This window comes from Massilia sp. NBRC 108631 (assembly GCF_059704565.1).
The window spans coordinates 94,494-108,698 of record NZ_BAAKJE010000261.1 but is presented as its reverse complement, the minus strand read 5'-3'; the positions used below and the strand labels follow the sequence as shown (position 1 = coordinate 108,698).

Below are 14,205 nucleotides of genomic sequence, written 5' to 3'. Positions count from 1 at the left end.
ATGAGGCGCTATTCTACCGCGCCCGGGCGGCCCGGCTGGCCCAGCGCTTCATATCGCGATAAAAATTCTCGTGCCGGCCAAGCGCCTCCAGATAGATCTGCTGTATGCCCTGATCCGGCGCATATCCCGGCAGGTAAAGTTGTCCACCGCCGTGGAATTTCAAGACGCGCTATCGGGCAAGATCGCCCTTCTTCAGGCCCAAAATTCGATCTGCCCGGCGATCGTGCGATGCTCGGCAGCGGCATCCTGCCTGGCCTGTCCGTAGAGATCCTGATTGATACGCATTGACAGTACAGCATCGTGCCGCTTCGCCGAATCTGACCGGAATCGAGCAATACCTGACAGCAAGACCGGCGTTTTGGCGGCCAGCCAGCGTGAACAGCTTATAATAGCGGCTGTTCCGCATTTTCCTGAAAATCGCACCATGCAAGCTCACACCTCCAGCGCGCCCGCAGCAGCCGGCGCAGCAACGGCGACCCCGTATGTCAACATCGCTGCCTATAAATTCATCACGCTCGACAACCTGGAAGAGCTGCGCCCGCAGTACCAGGCCGAGTGCGCCCGGCTGAGCCTGAAAGGCACCATCCTGCTCACGCCGGAAGGCATCAATATGTTCCTGTCCGGCCTGCGCGCCGACATCGACCAGTATCTGGCCTGGGTGCGCAGCGACGCCCGCCTGGCGGACCTGGAAGTGAAGGAAAGCCTGTCGAGCGAGCAGTCGCACAAGCGCATGCTGGTGAAGATCAAGAAAGAGATCATCACCATGCGCATGCCGCTGATCAAGCCGGAGGAAGGCCGCGCGCCGTTCGTGGAGGCGCACACGCTGAAGCGCTGGCTGGACCAGGGCCACGACGACGCCGGCAAGCCGGTGGTGATGGTCGACACCCGCAACGACTTCGAAGTGGACGTGGGCACCTTCACCGACACGGTGGACTACCGCATCAAGAAATTCACCGAGTTCCCGGAAGTGATCGCCGCGCACAAGGCCGACTTCGACGGCAAGACCGTGGTCACCTTCTGCACCGGCGGCATCCGCTGCGAAAAGGCCGCCATCCACATGCAGAACATCGGCTACGACAATGTGTACCAGCTCGAAGGCGGCATCCTGAAGTACTTCGAGGAAGTGGGCGGCGCGCACTACACGGGCGACTGCTTCGTATTCGACTACCGCACCGCGCTCAATCCGCAGCTGGAAGCGGTGGAAACCACCCAGTGCTTCGCCTGCCGCGCCGTGGTCACGCCGCGCGAACAGCTGTCGGAGCAGTATGTGTACGGCGAATCCTGCCCGCATTGCTACGGCAAGGAACAGGCGGCCTGAGGCCAGCCTGAAGCAAAAGGAAACGGCCGCTGATGCGGCCGTTTTTGTGTGCGGTTAGGCGCTGTGGCGCGCTTAGCGGAAGTAACCCGCCACTTCCTTCACGTCGTCCACGCTCAGCGAACCGACCGCGCTGCGCAGGCGCATCGACGCCAGCAGGTAGCTGTAGCGGGCCTGCGCCAGGTCGCGCTGGCTGGTGTACATCTGCTGGCGCGCGTTCAGCAAGTCCAGGTTGATGCGCACGCCGCCCTTGATGCTTTGCTCGGTGGCCTGCACCAGCAGCTTGCTCGACTCGACCGCCTTGGACAGCGCCAGGATCTTGGCCGCGCCGCTCAGGGTCAAGGCATAGTCCTTGCCCAGGTCCACGTTGAGTTTGTCGACACGCGCCTGCAAGTCGCTCTTGGCCTTCTCGTAATTGGCCACGGCCTGGCGCGAAGCGGAATTGACCTGCCCGCCCTGGTACAAGGGAATGTTCACCTGCACGCCGATGCTGCGCACCGTCGAATCCTGGTTGTAGGTGTTGATGGTCTCGGCGTCGTTCTTGCTGTACGAGGCGACAAAGTCGACCCGGGGCGCGTGGCCCGAACGGGCCCGGTTGATCTCCTGCCGCGAGGCCTCGACCGAGTACTGCAAGGCCTGGATGTCGGGATTGTTGGCCAGCGCCAGCTTGCGCAGTTCGTCCAGGCGCTCCGGCGCCGGCATGATGCGGAAGTCCGGCGCCATCGGGTCCAGGCTGCTGGTGCCGTCGCCGATCAGCTTGGCGAGCGTTTCGCGCGCCGCATTGCGGCTGTCGATCGCTTCGATCAGGCGGGCCTCCGACACATCCAGGCGTGCCTGGGTTTCCAGCATGTCGGTGCGGGTGCCCTCGCCTTGCTTGAACAGGCGGTCGTTGACCTGGCGCTGCTCGGTGTACATATCGCGCTCGGCGGTGGCCAGCGCCACTTGCTCGTCGCCAAACAGCACGTCGAAGTAGGCGCCGGTCACGCGCAGGATCATCTCCTGGGTCTGCGCGTCGAAGCGCGCGGCCGCGAAGCTGGACTGCGCCACGGTCTGTTTGTAGCGCGCGATCGCCTCCAGATTGAGCACGCCCTGGCGCAGCGACACGCTTTCCACGCGGCTGGTGTATTTCGGATGCGTGAGCGAGGTGGTCGGCTGGCCCAGGATGTTGGTCGACTGGGTTAACGTATCCGCGCGGTTCTGGCTCAGGTTGAAGTTGGCACCCACCTGCGGCAGCAGCCCAGCCCGGCCCTGGATGCGCGCTTCCTTGCCCGCTTCGCTGTCGAAGAAGGCGCCGCGATAGGTCGGATCGTTCTGCAGCGCGGCCTGGTAAGCCTGGATCAGGCCCAGCGCCGAGGCATTGCCGGCAAAGGCCAGCGCCGCAACGCAAACCGCCCGGGCCAGCAACTTCATACGTGGTTGAGTGTGAGCCAAAGCTTATTCCTCCGACATCGACGTTTTCGCGCGGTCAACAACCGGCTTGAACAGGTAGCTCATCATCGAACGCTCGCCGGTCTTCACGAACACTTCAACCGGCATACCGGCCTGGATGTCGAGCTTCTTGTCGGCGATCAGCTTCATGCCTTCGGCGGTCACTTTCACGCGCACCTTGTAGTACGGATTGCCGGTGCGGTCTTCCACCAGGCGGTCAGCCGAGATGGTGTCGACAACGCCGGGGATGTGCGGCGTGGTGTTGGCGTTGAAGGCCGAGAACATCAGCTCCACCGGCAAGCCTTTGTGTACGCGGTCCACCAGGTTCACCGGCAACTGGCCATCGACGATCAGCCCGTCGTTTACCGGCACGATATCCATCATCCGGAAACCGGGGGCGACCACGCCGCCTTCGGTAAACACGTTCATGCCCACCACCAGGCCATCGACCGGCGCCTTGACGCTGACGTTGGCCAGGTCGAACTGCTGGCTGTTCAGGCGCGCGCCGAGCGCATCGCCTTCGCGCTGCACGTCGGACAGCTGGGAGCGCACTTCCTTTTGGAAATCCTGCTGGCGCATGGCGCGGCGCAGCGTCAACTCGGCCATCTGGCGCTGGGCGCGGGCGATATTGCCGATGTCTTCGGAAATGGCACCGTTGAGCTGGGCGTAAGTACGTTCCAAGTCCAGAACGCGCGAGCGTGCGACGTAACCGTCCTTGCCCAGTTCGCGCATATTGTCCAGCTGCTCCTTGAGGAACACCAGCTGCTGTTTCTTGCTCTCCTTCGACTCTTGCAAGCCGTCGCGCTGCGCCTTGGCGCCGGCGATCGATTCCTCGATGGCCGCCAGTTCGTTCTGCAGCGACAGCTGGCGCGAAGTAAACAGCTGGTTTTGCAGCGCCAGGTTTTCCAGCAGGCGCGGGTCGTTCTTGTACGCGTCCAGTTCCGGCGCCAGCGTCAGCTTGGACTTGCCGTCGCGCTCGGCGAGCAGGCGGGTCTCGGTGGCCTTCGAACTCAGATACTGCGCCAAGGTGATGTCGGCGACCGACTTGGTCTGGACTTCGTTCATCTTCACCAGCACCTGGCCGGCCTTGACGCGTTCGCCGTCATGCACGAGGATCTTCTCGATGGTGCCGCCGGCCTGGTGCTGCACCTGCTTGCGGCTCGATTCACGCGCCACGGTGCCCGTCATCGGCACGCCCTTGTCCAGCGGCGCCAGGAAGCCCCACACCAGGAAACCTACAAAGCCAACCAGCACGACGATCCAGCCAAGGCGCGCGTACGCGCGGGGATCGGTGTGGACCGTCAACGGCGACACGTCATGGGTAATGACATCGCTCGCCAAGTCTTTCTTCTCGATTAATTTCATGTCTTATTCCTGTACGGTAGTTGCAGTCTGCGGCCCTGCCGCTGCCGGGGCTGCCGCAGCAGCAGGGGCCGCCGGGGCGGCCGGGGCGGCTGGCGCAGCCTGCGCGGGCTGGCCCGCCTTGGCAGCCTGCGCCGCCTGCAATTGCTTCTGTGCGTTCTGCTGCAGCGCTTGCAGCACCTGCTGGGTCGGGCCGAACATATCCACGACGCCGTCACGCAGGAAAAGCAGCTTGTTGGTGATGCCAATGATGTTGGTACGGTGCGTGATCAGCACTATGGTTTTGCCGCGCTGGCGCAAGTCGTTGACCGCATTGACCAGGGCGGCCTCGCCCACGTCATCCAGGTTGGAATTCGGTTCATCAAGCACCAGCAGCGAAGGATCGCCATACATGGCGCGGGCCAGGCCCAGGCGCTGTTTCTGGCCGCCGGACAGGCCGGCGCCGGCATCGCCCAGCGCGGTATCGTAGCCTTTCGGCAGGCGCAGGATCATGTCGTGCACGCCGGCGCGCTTGGCCGCCTGCACCACCTGTTCGGCATCCACCTCGCCGAAACGCGCAATGTTCTCGCTCACGGTGCCGGCGAACAGTTCAATATCCTGCGGCAAGTAGCCCAGGTGCGGGCCCAGTTCGGCTTTGTTCCACTGGAAGATGTCGGCGCCGTCAAGACGCACCTTGCCCAGCGCGGACGGCCAGATGCCGACCAGCAGGCGCGCCAGCGTGGACTTGCCCGAACCGCTCGGACCAACCACGCCCAGCACGTCGCCCGGCGCAATGCCGAACGTGACGTTCTTCAGCACCGGCGACTGGGTGCCCGGAGGACCGGCAGTCACGCCTTCCAGCGTGATGGCGCCCTTCGGTGCAGGCAGTTCCATGCCGGCCGGACGGGCCGGATTCTGTTCCAGCAAGGTCAGCAGGCGGTTGTACGCGCTGCGGGTGCTGCTCCAGGTCTTCCAGACCGCGATCACCTGTTGCACCGGCGCCATGGCGCGGCCCACCAGGATGGACGCGGCGATCATCATACCGGCCGTGATTTTGCCTTCCAGCACCAGCAATGCGCCAAAGCCCAGCACCAGCGACTGCAGCGACACTTGCACGAACTTGGTGATGGAACCGACCACGCCGGCCTTCTCGCTTGCCTCGGCTTGCAGGTGCAGGAACTTGCCGTGCAGGCCGAACCAGCGGTTCAGCAGGTTCGGCAGCATGCCCATCGATTCGATGACTTCGGCGTTGCGCAGGTTGTTGGTGGCCAGGTTGGCCGAGGCAATCGCCATGCTGTTGGCGTCGCTCAGCGGCTGGCGCGACACGCGCTCGTTCATGTAGGCCAGGAAGATCAGCAGCAGCGTGCCGCCCAGCGCGAACCAGCCCAGCGCGGGCTCGAACAGGAAGATGACGATCAGGTAAACCGGGAACCATGGCGCGTCGAAGAAGGCGAACAGCGCGTTGCCGGTCAGGAACTGGCGGATGCTGGTCAGGTCGTTCAGCGCCTGGCCGGCGCTGCCGCCGGCCTTCTTCAGGTTCTGCTCGAACGCGGCGGTATACACGCGCTTGTTCAGGTTCATGTCGAACTTGGCGCCCACGCGGACCAGCACGAAGCTGCGGATCAGCTCGAGGCCGCACATCAGCAGATAGGCGCCCAGCATCATGATCGTGAGCATGAGCAGCGTGATCTCGTTGCGGCTGCCCAGCACGCGGTCGTAGACCTGCAGCATGTACAGCGAGGGAACCAGCATCAGCAAATTGGTGATGGCGCTAAAGCCGCCGACGGTGAGGAACGTTCTTTTGAAACCGGACAGTGCCTGCTCGATTTCGTTCAGCGGTTGGGTGTTTTTAATTTTCATTGGGTGGCTTGCATGCAGAGTAAGGACGCGGCCTACAACGGCAACCATTGCCTGTTCACAGGGCAACGATTGCATATTTTTTTACAACGGTCGGGACGAACGCCGGGAGCTAAGCTTCCAGCGGAAGACACATTATCGCTCAAATCCATCAAAATATGTGATCCTCATCACAAATTTTTACGTCTGGATACACAAACCGGCGATGCCAGGGAGGAAGGAGCAAATAATGGGAAGGCGACGCCTGCTTGGCAGGCGCCGCGAGCACGCGTATCAGTGAATGATGCCGCAGATGAGATAGAAAGGGAGGACTTTAGAAGAGAACTTGGCGTACGATTCACGCAACTGGGCCAGCGTGGCCTCGTCACCCTCTACCACTTTTCCCTCATGAATCAAGTGGCGGTTCAGCGTTTTCAAGATCTTCAGCAAATGCGCAGCCGGATCTTCAGCTTTTGACAGGTAGGCATGCAACATATACTGGTCCGTAGCGCTGACACCGACTGCGGTGCCCAGGCTGGCGGCGGCAAGCACGGACAGCTCCTCGCCAGCCACGGCGCGATTCAGGGCCGCCACATTGAATGCCATGCAACTTTGCAGCGCGCCTTCCACCGGCGCCTGCATCAGCTGCAGATAGTTCAGCGACGTGAGGATGGTTGCCGCCTGCAGACAAGCCTGGAACGGCAGGTCGCATTGCTCAGAGAGTTCTTTCAGCGTCTTCGGCCCCGCCATCAATGCGTCCAGAATCGGGTCGTAGATCTTGGCGGCCAGCGTTACCTCGCCCACAGGCAAGTTGACCGTGCGCTTGCATTCGTCACGGCTGCGCGACAGGCAAAGCTTGATGGCACCTGCAACCTTGGCGAATTCCGCCGTAGCCATACGACGCGCACCGCGGATAAACAAGTCGCGGCGGAACTGCTGGTTCATGCCAAAGTCGCGCAGCAATTCCTTCAGCACAGGGTCGGCTTCGGCCTCGACAAGCTTGGCCACGCTGGGCGTCAGGCTCGCTTCGTTCAGGTTTTCAATCGCAGTAGCCGAGGCGGCGTAAGTCAGCTTGGCAGCGGACAGGTCCTTGACGACGTCGCTGTGATAGAAAAGGTCCCAGTCAGCATTCATATACTCGTGCGCCAGGTAATTCACGTCCTGGGTTTGCAGGCTGTCGGCCAGCGCCACCGCTGCCGGGTTGGCGGCGTAATAGCGCACACCGGCTTCCTTCATGCTGTGCACGAAGCTGCGCGCGGCGGCCACCCGCTCCAGCACCGGCCCTCCGCGGCGAGCTGCGTACTCGGTCATCAGCCGGCGCAGCGGCGCCTTGCTGCTCCAACCTGGCAGACAATTGTAGGAAATATAGACCACGCCACCCGGCTTCAGGAACTTGCGAATCAGATTGACAATGTGAGCACGGTTTTCCGCGTTGACCCAGGAGTAGATACCGTGCAGAACAATGTAGTCCATGGCCGGCAAATCGCGATGCAGGGCCTGCTCGAAACTGTCTTCGTAAAAATGCACATTGGCAAGTTTGGCGTCCCGCGCCACGCGCTGGGCGTTCTGGATATGCACGGGATTGAAGTCGAAGGCGTGGAAACTGCTCTGCGGATTGGCCGCAGCCAGGGCATTGGCTGACAGGCCGTTGCCACAGCCTATCTCCAGCCAGTTGTACGCCTGCGTCGCAACTGGTGCGGCATAGCCGCGCAGCAGCGCGGCAAAGTTCATGCTGGCAGGCGCCAGTTCACGATAAAAACCGGACGTATATTCGATGTCCGTAACGTATCCACCCGTCCAATCCTGCATAGTCTCTCCATCGTTTGAATAAGGAGCCGGAAGCGTCATGCCCGGCGGCGGACCAGTATAACGACTGGTGCGCCGTTTGTCTCGCGGGGCGTGGCATGCCAGTTCAGGAGGCAGGCAAAAAAAAACCGCCCCCGAAGGGGCGGTTTTGCTATCCGCGCAAATTGCCGCGGATAAGTCGTCTACTTAGGCGATTGCGACGGTGTTAGCCGCCAGAGCAACACCGATTGCGGTGATGCCGGCTGGAGCACCGATCAGTTCAACCACGGTGTCGGTAGCGCCGTCTTGGAAGACGTAGAAGCTGTCACCTGCGTCGCCTGCAACGCCATTGCCATTCAGGTCGTAGTAGAAACCTACGGTGGCGCCGGTGTTGTTCAGCTGCTGAGCCAGGAAGGACAGGGCTTGCGACAGCGAGATGTAACCAACCGCGTCAGCCGGGTTGGTGTCGGTAGCCGTCGAAACGAGCGCCGAGGTTTCAACACCGGCGGTGCCCGTCACGTCGGTGATGCCGAAGGTGACGATACCGTTGGTTGCGGAGGTGCCGGCGGTAACCAGAACGCCGCTGCCGGTCGAGGTAACAACATTGGCGGTCAGGTTGCCGGTGGTACCGATAACGGTCGACGACAGGTCCAGGATGTCGCCGGTAACAGCGGTAGCCGAGAAGCCAACGATCTGATCGTAGCCCGAAGCCAGCGATTCGCCGTCAGCGATCACGATGGTGTCGGTTGCTGCGCCAGCGGTGTCAGCCAGGGTGTAACGGTCAGCGCCGGTGCCGCCGGTCAGGGTGCTTGCGCCGCCCACTTCGATCAGCGCGTCGTTGCCTGCGCCACCGTTCAGGGTGTAAGCAACAGCGGTGTCCAGACCCATCAGCACGTCGTTGCCTGCGCCGCCGTTCATGGTGGTAATCGAACCACCAGCTGCGGTGTCGATGAACAGGTCGGAGTTGGCGGTAGCCACGCCGGTGGTCAGCAAGTTATCAGCTACTGCCAGACGGCCATCCAGAACAGCGGTGTTTGCTTGCAGAGTGCCGCCGTTGTAGTTCAGGGTCAGGTCGGAGCCGTTACCAACTGCAACAGTCAGGTCAACTTCTTGAGCGCCTGCACCATTCACGTCGATCTGGATGCGAGCAATCGTACCGGACAGCGAGAAGCTGTTGTTGGCTTTGGAGCCATCATTGCCGGAGTCATCGTTGATCAGAGCAGTTTCGTAGTGACCAGCACCGAAGGATACGGTGTTGTTGCCGTCGCCAGCGGTGACGGTTTCGTCACCTGCACCGCCGTCAACCACGTTGTCGCCGCGGTCTGCATTGATGGTGTCGTTACCTGCGCCAGCCACGATGGTGTCGGACTGAGCGGTACCGGTCAGGATGTCGTTTGCACTACCGGAGGTGATGGAAACGCCCTTACCAGCCGAACCCAGAGCACTGAAGGTGTTGATGCCGTTGCCCAGTTTCACTTGAGCGTTGTCGCCCAGGATGATGACGTTGGCGGTCAGGTTGCCCTTAACAGCGGTGGTGTCGAAGGTGGTCATGGTGTTGGCCAGACCGGTGCCCGACACGGTACCCAGTGCCAGGTTGCCGTTGGCGGTTGCCACGAACGATTGCAGGTTTTTGCCGTACACGTTGTTGATCGTGGTGGTGGTTGCCGAAGCAGTTGCACCAGCAGCGATTGCCAGTTCGTTGCCCACGGTAACGGTCATGTTTTTCACGCCGTGCGCGGTCAACTGACCCAGGGTGTACGAGGAAGCGCCGATACCAGCGTCCAGGCTGCTGTTGATCGATACAGCCAGTGCGTCGCCGGTGTTGTTTTCCAGCGTTACACCGTTGAAGATCTGAGCCTGCGAGCCGGTTGGAGCGCCAACTGGATCAACACTTTCGTTGTCGCCGAAGAAGTTCAGGGTCGACAGGGCGGTGTTTTTCAGGGTGATCACGTCGTTGACGGAAACCAGGCCACCTGCGATTGCAAACGGCTCAGCGGTTACTGGGGACAGGTCGGCGTCGCCGTCAACCGCTTTGTCCGACAGGATAGCCAGTTCGGTAACGGTGGTGGCTTTGGACATGTCGATAGCAACGTTTTCGGTTGCAACGATATGCAGCTTCTCGATACCGGTCAGGCTTGGGGTGCCGGTCACGTCTTTGCTGAATGCAGCGCGCACGGTGTCTACGCCGCCAGCGTCGGTGATGGTGTCGGAACCGTTGAAGCTGTCCAGGGTTGCGAAGGTCAGGATGTCGCTACCAACGCCCAGGTTGATGGTCTGGTCGGCGGTGCCAACGGTCAGACGCAGGTTGCTCAGCTGGGTAGCTGCGTCAACGGTCTTGGCTACCAGGGTGCTGGCAACGGTGTAGTCCAGGCCAGCGGTGCCGCCGGTCAGTTTGAACGTACCGGTGTGGTCAGCAGCGCGGGTCAGGGTCAGAACGTTGGTTTCGGTGTCGTTGTCGTTGACGGTGACGTTTTCTACCTTGGTTGCAGCCAGTTGAGCAGCGGTGGCGGTTGCGGTACCAGCCAGCACGTCAGCGCGCAGTTGGCTCTGTGCATTCAGGGTGTAATCGAACTTGGTGCCGGTGTTCAGGTCGTTCTGTACGGTCAGCACGACGGTGTCGGATGCAGCGCTGGCGTCGGCCAGGTTGACGCTTACTACATCGTTCAGAGCGGCAGCACCGATGCCGTGACGCAGAACGATGTTGCCGTTCTCAGCCAGGGTCTTGGTGGTGTTGTGCAGCGAGAAGGTCTGGGCAGCGCCGCCCACTTCATTGCGCAGCAGAGCCGAGGTCAGGTTTGCGTCGAAGGCGCTGATGTAGGCCGACGAGGTCGCGCCGCGCAGTTCCAGGGCTTCAACGTTGGTGATCTTGGCGTTCTTGGTAATGCTAGCCGAGAAAGTACGCAGGGTGTCGTGACCTGCGCCGCCGTCGATGACGTCGGACAGAACCACGCCAGCCACGGTGGTGCTGGTAACAGCGCTGGTGGTCCACAGGGTGTCGTCGCCGGCGCCCAGTTTAACTTCCGAGTGGAAGACCTTGCCCGAATTGCCTGGGTCGTTATGGCCGCCAACAGCGGTGCTGATGTTGATGTTGGTGTTGCCTGCGTAAGCGGTAGCGTCGATGGTACGCACGCCGATGCCGTCGCCGATGGTGATGCCGCCAGCGTTCACTTTAGTGAACTCGCCGCCAGCGCCAGTGGTATTGTTGATCAGGTTCAGGGAACCAGCACCGGTGATGACAACGGTTTCCGCATCAACAACGTTCAGATCTTTGATCGTGTTGGTGCCTTGCGACAGCAGGTTGATGGTTTCGAAACCTTCGGTGCTGAGATTGTTACCGATGTGCAGTTTAGCCAGAGCAACGTTTTCAACGGTCACATTGCCGGTGTCGCCGCCAGCAGCGGTACCAGCGGCGTTTTTAGCAGCCAGAACGCCGTCAACGTAGTCGAAGTTCACGGTGCCGTCAACAGCTGCGCTGTTCTTGACGGACAGGTTAGCGGCTGGCTGGCCGATGTTCTTGATGTTGACGGTGTCGGCTGCTTCCAGGGTCAGCTTGTTGATAGCCAGGGTTTTCAGGCTGTCAGCGAAACGAACGTCCAGAGTGTTGGTGTTGCCGGTGATGTCCAGGTTGATGGTCTGGATGTTTTTCAGCGTAGCGGTGATCGACTTGGCGCCGTTGTCGTTTGCGTTGCCCAGGGTCGCGTTCAGGATGTTGTTCGCGGTGGCGCTTACGTCTTTACCGGTCAGCACGTCTTCGCTCTGCAGCGAGTTGATGCGGTCGTCGCCGCTTGGGGTGTATACCAGGCCGGCGTTGAAGATGTTGGCGGTCAGGGTGTCGGTGCCGTTGGTCAGAGCGACCGACGAGCCGGTGCCGTTGGCGATGGCAGCCAGGGTGGCTTCCACGGTAGCCTGGTAGTCAGCTGGTACGGTGTCGCCGTTTACATTGTGCAGCAGTTCGCGTGCTTGTGCAGCAGCGACGGCGCCTTTGTAGCCGTTTACTTCAGCAGCGGTGTCGATAGCTGCGGTGAAGTTCTTAGCAACTTCGATCTTGTTGTTGACGATTGCAGCGTCAGCAGCGTTGCCGCCTTCTTTAACTGCAGCAGCCATGATCTGGGTCGCGGCTTCAGCGCGGGTCATGTCTTTGCGTGCCAGCGCGGTTACCCAGAAGGTCAGGCCGCCGATCAGTGGATCGCGGTTCAGAACGTTCTGGTAGATAGCGGTGATGAACGCTGCATCGTCAGCACCTGCGTACAGGGCTTGCGATTCTGGGCTCGAACCGAAGTTGTCGATGATGGACTTAACGGTACCGTTAGTCTTGTATGCATCTTTCAGGCCGGCGATGGTCGTAGGAGCATTCGACGCGGCCAGATTGGCGATCATGTTGTTCAGACCGAACAGGTCGGCCGGACGACCGAAGTAAGCTACGTAAATTTGTTGTGCTACTTGGACGTATTCTGCTGCTGCAGCCATGATATTTCCTTTAGTTAAGATATTTCAAACTAGAATTTCCGCACCCCGTGCCAGGGCTGGAGTAGCCATGGCACAAGCCTATTTGCAGAACATCGCCATAATGCCACAGGGAGAAAGCCATGTTGTGACGGCCATCACATCTGAAGCCCACTTGTCGCATTTTTTTTACAAATATTGAAAAATTTCTCACAACTCATCGAGTTTTATGCGTGTGCTGCCCGATTTAAAGGCAGCGCTGCACAAAAAATAAGCAGCAATCAATCGCTGTGCAAATCGGCTATTCCGCCGCAGCCGAATGGGTAAACCGGCGCAATACTCCGGACAATAAAAAAGCCTCCTTGAGTTAATGGAGGCTTTTAAATACGGCCCCCTGCCGGGGACCGCCGATTCATTCTCAACGCTAGCGTTTCCAGCTGACGCCACCCTCTGCAGTCATCCCCACGCCGATACTCTTGAATATATAGGCCGCCTCGTCCTGCTTGGCGCCGCCGACATAACCGCGCACCGTGGTGGGCGACAAGAGGCTATTACTCAGTTCACCCTTCTGGGTTATATCGCCGAAAGCGGTGATATTGGTCTTCAGCTTATCGCCGCTCAATGCGAGGCTGGTGGTGAACGCGCTTTGCGCGAAATCGAGGTGCAGCGAACCACTGTCGACCTTGGCTTTTTCGGTCAGCGCGCCGGCGGTCAGGAAGGCTTCGCCGCCCTGCAGCACGAACGATGCCGTGCCTTCGCGCGGCATCACGTATTCCTGGTTCGCCAGGCGCTTGATGACGTAGGAGCCGATGGCCGAGCTGCCGGCGTACTTCTTGTCATTCAACTCCGCCTTGACGGCCGGGTCCGGGGCCAGGCCGGCCAGCGCCTGATAGCGGCCCCAGGCAATGGTGGGCACGCGCGGCTGATCGACCGGCGTGGTCGGCGCGACGCCGCCGTTATCCACCACCGTGTTGCCCTCGTCCTGTTTCACTGGCGGCGGCAGCACGTTTTCCGTGGAAGGCGGGCGCAGCAGCGGATTGGTGGCCTTCTTGGCATCCAGGTTCAGCTCCACAACCGCCGGCAGCGGCGCGGCCACTTTGCCGACCGGCTCGTCGCCGCGCGGCGGCGCGTTCTGGTCGGGCGACAGCGCCGGGCTGCGCAGCAGTTGCGGCACGTTTTCACCACGGCGCACCTGCAGCAGCGCGCCGGCCTGGCCGGCAAACAGCTCGCGGCTGGCGTCGCCCTCGCAAGGGCCGCCGCCTTCCGGACCGCAGGCGCCGGCAAAGCCGCTCATCACCACGCCGCCGGAAACCACCGCTACGCGCGAAGTTTCCTGGTCGGTATAGACGATGAAGTCGGTGCCGCGCACGCCGATAGCTGCCACCGGGGTATTAAAACGGAAATTCTGGCGTGCCTTTTTCACGGCATCGCCGGAAATGCTGCGCGCTACGCCATTGAGCAATTCGAGTTTGACCCGGGTGTTGCCGGGGTTGTTCGCGTCCACCTTGTAGGCCGCGATGCGGGCCTTGCTGTTGGGGCGCAGGATCAGGAAGCCGCTGTCGATGGTTTTGACATAGACATAACCGTCGGCGCCGGTACTGAGTTCGTCGCCCTCCTGCACTGCGGCGTCGAGCGCGGCAGCACGTCCGGCAAGCTGGGCCGAACCGGTGACAAACACGACCTTGCCCGCCTCGGCGGCAAACGCCGACGGCGCGGCGGCCAGCAGGCCACAGCTCAGTCCCAACATGATGAAAGATGCACGCAACATAATTATTCTCCTCGACACTGACATTCTCGCCGTTCCGTACGGAATGTATGTGATGCTGGTCACATGCTAGCAAATAAGCGGCCGTGCAGCCCCATACTGCAACAGATTGTTACGTCCTTTCGGTGTTTATTGCTTGCCAACCAATATTTCAAGGGCCGGCGGCCGGGAGAATTTACATCTAACTTTACGTCTAACAATAGTCGGCGCTGCCGCCAGGCGCTATACTAGATGGTTATTAAATTCCCATGTGCGCCCATGCCATTCGACCGGGCGGCGGCATCCATTCTAT

Annotated in this window: 9 protein-coding genes; 1 reads left to right on the top strand and 8 read right to left on the bottom strand. The window is 60.9% G+C overall.

Annotated elements, in window-relative coordinates; all coding sequences use genetic code 11:
* Positions 1 to 13: 13 nt before the first annotated feature.
* On the bottom strand, positions 14 to 163 hold the full coding sequence (locus AC6H42_RS28525; RefSeq protein WP_497549486.1) for a type II toxin-antitoxin system RelE/ParE family toxin: 150 nt from the start codon (positions 161 to 163) through the stop codon (positions 14 to 16).
* A 29-nt stretch (positions 164 to 192) separates the two neighbouring features.
* The gene (locus AC6H42_RS28520; protein ID WP_229418122.1) at positions 193 to 285 is read right to left on the bottom strand and encodes a TA system antitoxin ParD family protein; all 93 of its coding nucleotides are present in this window, start codon (positions 283 to 285) and stop codon (positions 193 to 195) included.
* A gap of 139 nt (positions 286 to 424) precedes the next feature.
* Between AC6H42_RS28520 and AC6H42_RS28515 the strand changes: the two genes are divergently transcribed.
* Positions 425 to 1,318: a sulfurtransferase gene (locus AC6H42_RS28515; RefSeq protein ID WP_057154534.1), complete on the top strand. Its 894-nt coding sequence runs from the start codon at positions 425 to 427 to the stop codon at positions 1,316 to 1,318.
* Between the two features lie 72 nt (positions 1,319 to 1,390).
* Here the strand turns inward: AC6H42_RS28515 and AC6H42_RS28510 are convergent, their stop codons facing one another.
* The 6 genes from AC6H42_RS28510 to AC6H42_RS28485 all read right to left on the bottom strand — a co-directional run bounded on the left by AC6H42_RS28510 (position 1,391) and on the right by AC6H42_RS28485 (position 13,916).
* Entirely contained in the window at positions 1,391 to 2,725 is a 1,335-nt protein-coding gene (locus AC6H42_RS28510) for a TolC family outer membrane protein (protein ID WP_057154533.1), read from the bottom strand.
* Between the two features lie 24 nt (positions 2,726 to 2,749).
* On the bottom strand, positions 2,750 to 4,108 hold the full coding sequence (locus AC6H42_RS28505; protein ID WP_057154532.1) for an HlyD family type I secretion periplasmic adaptor subunit: 1,359 nt from the start codon (positions 4,106 to 4,108) through the stop codon (positions 2,750 to 2,752).
* A 3-nt stretch (positions 4,109 to 4,111) separates the two neighbouring features.
* Positions 4,112 to 5,944 carry a type I secretion system permease/ATPase gene (locus AC6H42_RS28500; RefSeq protein ID WP_497549485.1) on the bottom strand — a complete coding sequence of 611 codons (1,833 nt, stop codon included), beginning with the start codon at positions 5,942 to 5,944 and terminating at the stop codon, positions 4,112 to 4,114.
* Between the two features lie 270 nt (positions 5,945 to 6,214).
* Entirely contained in the window at positions 6,215 to 7,729 is a 1,515-nt protein-coding gene (locus tag AC6H42_RS28495; protein ID WP_057154530.1) for a class I SAM-dependent methyltransferase, read from the bottom strand.
* Positions 7,730 to 7,912: 183 nt separating this feature from the next.
* Complete coding sequence (locus AC6H42_RS28490; protein WP_497549484.1) at positions 7,913 to 12,172, bottom strand: DUF4214 domain-containing protein; 4,260 nt, start codon at positions 12,170 to 12,172, stop codon at positions 7,913 to 7,915.
* Positions 12,173 to 12,572: 400 nt separating this feature from the next.
* Positions 12,573 to 13,916, bottom strand: a complete 1,344-nt coding sequence (locus tag AC6H42_RS28485; protein WP_057154528.1) for a FecR family protein — start codon at positions 13,914 to 13,916, stop codon at positions 12,573 to 12,575.
* Between the last annotated feature and the right edge of the window lie 289 nt (positions 13,917 to 14,205).